1 protein-coding gene is annotated in these 240 nt (G+C 57.1%); it reads left to right on the top strand.

What is annotated here, in order from left to right; translation table 11 throughout:
- Nucleotides 1–240 (top strand): tRNA(Met) cytidine acetyltransferase TmcA domain-containing protein (locus SB764_RS44175; RefSeq protein WP_410867336.1); only part of this gene is annotated, 240 nt, incomplete at both ends.

The following is a 240-nucleotide window of genomic DNA, read 5'->3' as shown; positions in this document are numbered from 1 at the left end:
CTCCCTCGGCACTACAAACTTTACTTGGGCGCGAGTTCCGGCATGCGGTATTCGACGCCCGCCACGGCTTTGATGCCGCTGCCTTTGCCGCACTTAGCGGAACGTTGAAAGCGGGAAGCTGGCTGGTTTTGTTACTCCCTGTATGGGAAGAGTGGGAAAACCAACCTGATGCCGACTCGCTGCGCTGGAGTGATTGCCCTGACCCTATTGCGACGCCGCATTTTGTCCAGCATCTCAAAC

It is taken from the genome of Paraburkholderia sp. SIMBA_027, assembly GCF_046535315.1.
Lineage (GTDB): Bacteria > Pseudomonadota > Gammaproteobacteria > Burkholderiales > Burkholderiaceae > Paraburkholderia > Paraburkholderia tropica.
This window is presented reverse-complemented; position numbering and strand designations above follow the sequence as displayed.